This window comes from Dolichospermum sp. UHCC 0260 (genome assembly GCF_009711985.1).
Lineage (GTDB): Bacteria > Cyanobacteriota > Cyanobacteriia > Cyanobacteriales > Nostocaceae > Dolichospermum > Dolichospermum lemmermannii.
In genome coordinates, this window is the sequence record NZ_VIKZ01000049.1 from 29,358 (window position 1) to 31,929 (window position 2,572).

The following is a 2,572-nucleotide window of genomic DNA, read 5'->3' on the forward strand; positions in this document are numbered from 1 at the left end:
ATAAAAAACGGGGTTTTAAAAATGCGTGTTTGCGTAATTGGTACTGGTTATGTTGGTTTAGTAACAGGTGCTTGTTTGGCTCATATTGGCCATGATGTAATTTGCATAGATAATAACGAAGAAAAAGTAAAATTAATGAAGTCTGGGCAGTCGCCGATTTTCGAGCCAGGACTCTCGGAAATTATGCAGTCTGCCATTAGTAGTGGCAATATTCAATTTTCTAGTGATCTCGCGGCTGGTGTTAATCATGGAGAAATCCTGTTTATTGCCGTGGGAACTCCTCCTTTACCCAATGGTGAAAGTGATACCCGATATGTAGAAGCCGTGGCTCGTGGCATTGGCGAAAATCTTCAAGGTGGCTATAAGGTAATTGTCAACAAATCTACTGTCCCCATTGGTTCTGGTGACTGGGTAAGAATGATTGTTTTAGACGGGATTGCTGAACGTCAAAAAACATTGCTGGTATCTGGTGATACAGCTAGTGATGATAAATTATCGAAGATTGCTAATGATTTTGATGTCGTCAGTAATCCAGAATTTCTCCGGGAAGGTTCAGCAGTTCATGATACATTTAACCCTGATCGGATTGTCTTAGGTGGCAATAGTCAACAAGCCACTGGCATGATGAAAGAACTATATGCGCCAATTGTCGAACGCAAATTTGCGGCTGATAAATCTTTGCCTCCTGTTCCAGTTTTGGTAACAGATTTAAGTTCGGCAGAAATGATTAAATATGCCGCTAATGCCTTTTTAGCCACCAAGATTAGTTTTATTAATGAAGTTGCTAATATATGCGATCGCGTGGGTGCGGATGTTACCCAAGTAGCAAAAGGCATCGGTTTAGATTCCCGTATTGGTAGCAAGTTCTTACAAGCTGGCATTGGTTGGGGTGGTTCATGTTTTCCCAAAGATGTTTCTGCCCTGATTCACACCGCTGATGATTATGGCTATGAAGCCCAACTCATGAAAGCCGCTGTCAGTGTTAACGAACGCCAACGCTTAATTGCCCTAGAAAAACTGCAACAGGCTTTAAAAATCCTCAAAGGTAAAACTGTCGGACTACTCGGTTTAACCTTCAAACCAGATACAGACGATTTACGGGACGCACCGGCACTAATCTTGATTGAACAACTCAACCGATTGGGAGCTAAAGTCAAGGCTTATGACCCCATTATTTCCCAAACAGGAATGCGTCATGGTCTTTCTGGTGTGTTAGTAGAAACCGATGCGGAAAGACTAGCAGATGGCTGTGATGCTTTGGTACTTGTCACCGAATGGCAACAGTTCAGCACTTTGGACTATGGGAAAATGGCAAAATTAATGAACCACGCCGTTATGATTGATGGTCGTAATTTCCTTAACCCCCAAGCAATGGTAAAAGCTGGATTCCAATACGTGGGCGTGGGGAGGTAGGGGAGGTTGGGGAGGTTGGGGAGGTTGGGGAGGTTGGGGAGGTTGGGGAGGTTGGGGAGAAATTTTCTTCTTTCTTCTTTCTTCTTTCTTATCCTGAACTCCTGATAGCAAAGCGTGGCGTTAGCCATACTCCTGACTCCTGACTCCTGACTCCTGACTCCTGACTCCTGACTCCTATAAAAATTAAAATGCCGCCCAGAGTCAACTAGGCGGCGTTAATTTTTTCTCAATTTTAAGAACTGTGAGGAATTCTTTCTATTTCCGCATAACCACTAAAAATCAATCTTTGACCTTCTGTTTCTAAACGATTTAGTCGCATTTTTACCCCATCTAAATCAAAGCGATCTAAATCAACCATATTATCCAAAATTTCTACCAATGCCAGACTTAAAGTCTGGGAAATTTCTCTTTGTGCTTCTGGAACTCCCTCAAGTTCAATCTTAGGTTCTTTGAAAGAAACCCGCCTTCTTCTTTCAATTCCGACACCAATGGTCATACTTAGGGGTATGAGTTCACCGTTGTTTAAATCGGCTTTAGCTACCAAATGCAAGCGATTTTCAGGTAATAACTTGACTTCAACTTCGGTAAAAGAAACTGGTTCACCACCAGATATTTCGATCAAAGTGGGTTCAGAAAGGTTCAGCAGCCGCTTTTTCACCAATTCCGACTCAAAAGCTCGATTAATGCCTACTTCTGATAAAATCACCTGGGCTACTGCTTGGGTGGGTTGTTTGAGAGTAAGTTTGCCACTTAAAACCGAGCCGAAGTCAATGGCTACAGCGTCGGTTTCAAAGGACATTTCCTCAACTGCGAAATCTTTGCGAATTACTAAGCCGCGACCGTTCATTTTAAAGCTATCAATGCTGCCTTGCAACAGTTTGCTGGAGGGATAGCAGCGCACAAAGACTTCTACCGACTCGCTTTGGGTAAACAGGTGGCGAATCGTTTGGCTGGCGACTGTGTTGAGCATTCGCTCTCCCCAATCGGTGCTTTTGGTATCTGTTAAACCAGTAAGTCCGCCGAACATTAGGTTTTAGTCTCTAGAAGTTCTTTATATTTTTGTAACAAATTGTGAACAATTATGCAAGCGATCCCCTGATTTAATCTACTAATGACTTAGAACAGGATAACTGATGGTTGATTGTCAGTTGTCCGTTGT

General features: G+C 42.7%; 2 protein-coding genes. One reads left to right on the forward strand and one right to left on the reverse strand.

Annotation, left to right across the window (positions count from 1 at the left end; all coding sequences use genetic code 11):
* The first annotated feature begins 21 nt into the window (after positions 1-21).
* Positions 22-1,413: a UDP-glucose/GDP-mannose dehydrogenase family protein gene (locus tag FJR08_RS17645; protein ID WP_148761031.1), complete on the forward strand. Its 1,392-nt coding sequence runs from the start codon at positions 22-24 to the stop codon at positions 1,411-1,413.
* 232 nt (positions 1,414-1,645) lie between these two features.
* On the opposite strand, the gene FJR08_RS17650 is transcribed toward FJR08_RS17645, so the two are convergent.
* Complete coding sequence (locus FJR08_RS17650; RefSeq protein WP_015081116.1) at positions 1,646-2,440, reverse strand: DUF2993 domain-containing protein; 795 nt, start codon at positions 2,438-2,440, stop codon at positions 1,646-1,648.
* Positions 2,441-2,572 lie beyond the last annotated feature (132 nt).

Bases quoted from the DNA above. Each gene is read 5' to 3' on its own strand.
- FJR08_RS17645 (WP_148761031.1), top strand. From the start codon at position 22: ATGCGTGTTTGCGTAATTGGTACTGGTTATGTTGGTTTAGTAACAGGT.
- FJR08_RS17650 (WP_015081116.1), bottom strand. From the start codon at position 2,440: ATGTTCGGCGGACTTACTGGTTTAACAGATACCAAAAGCACCGATTGG.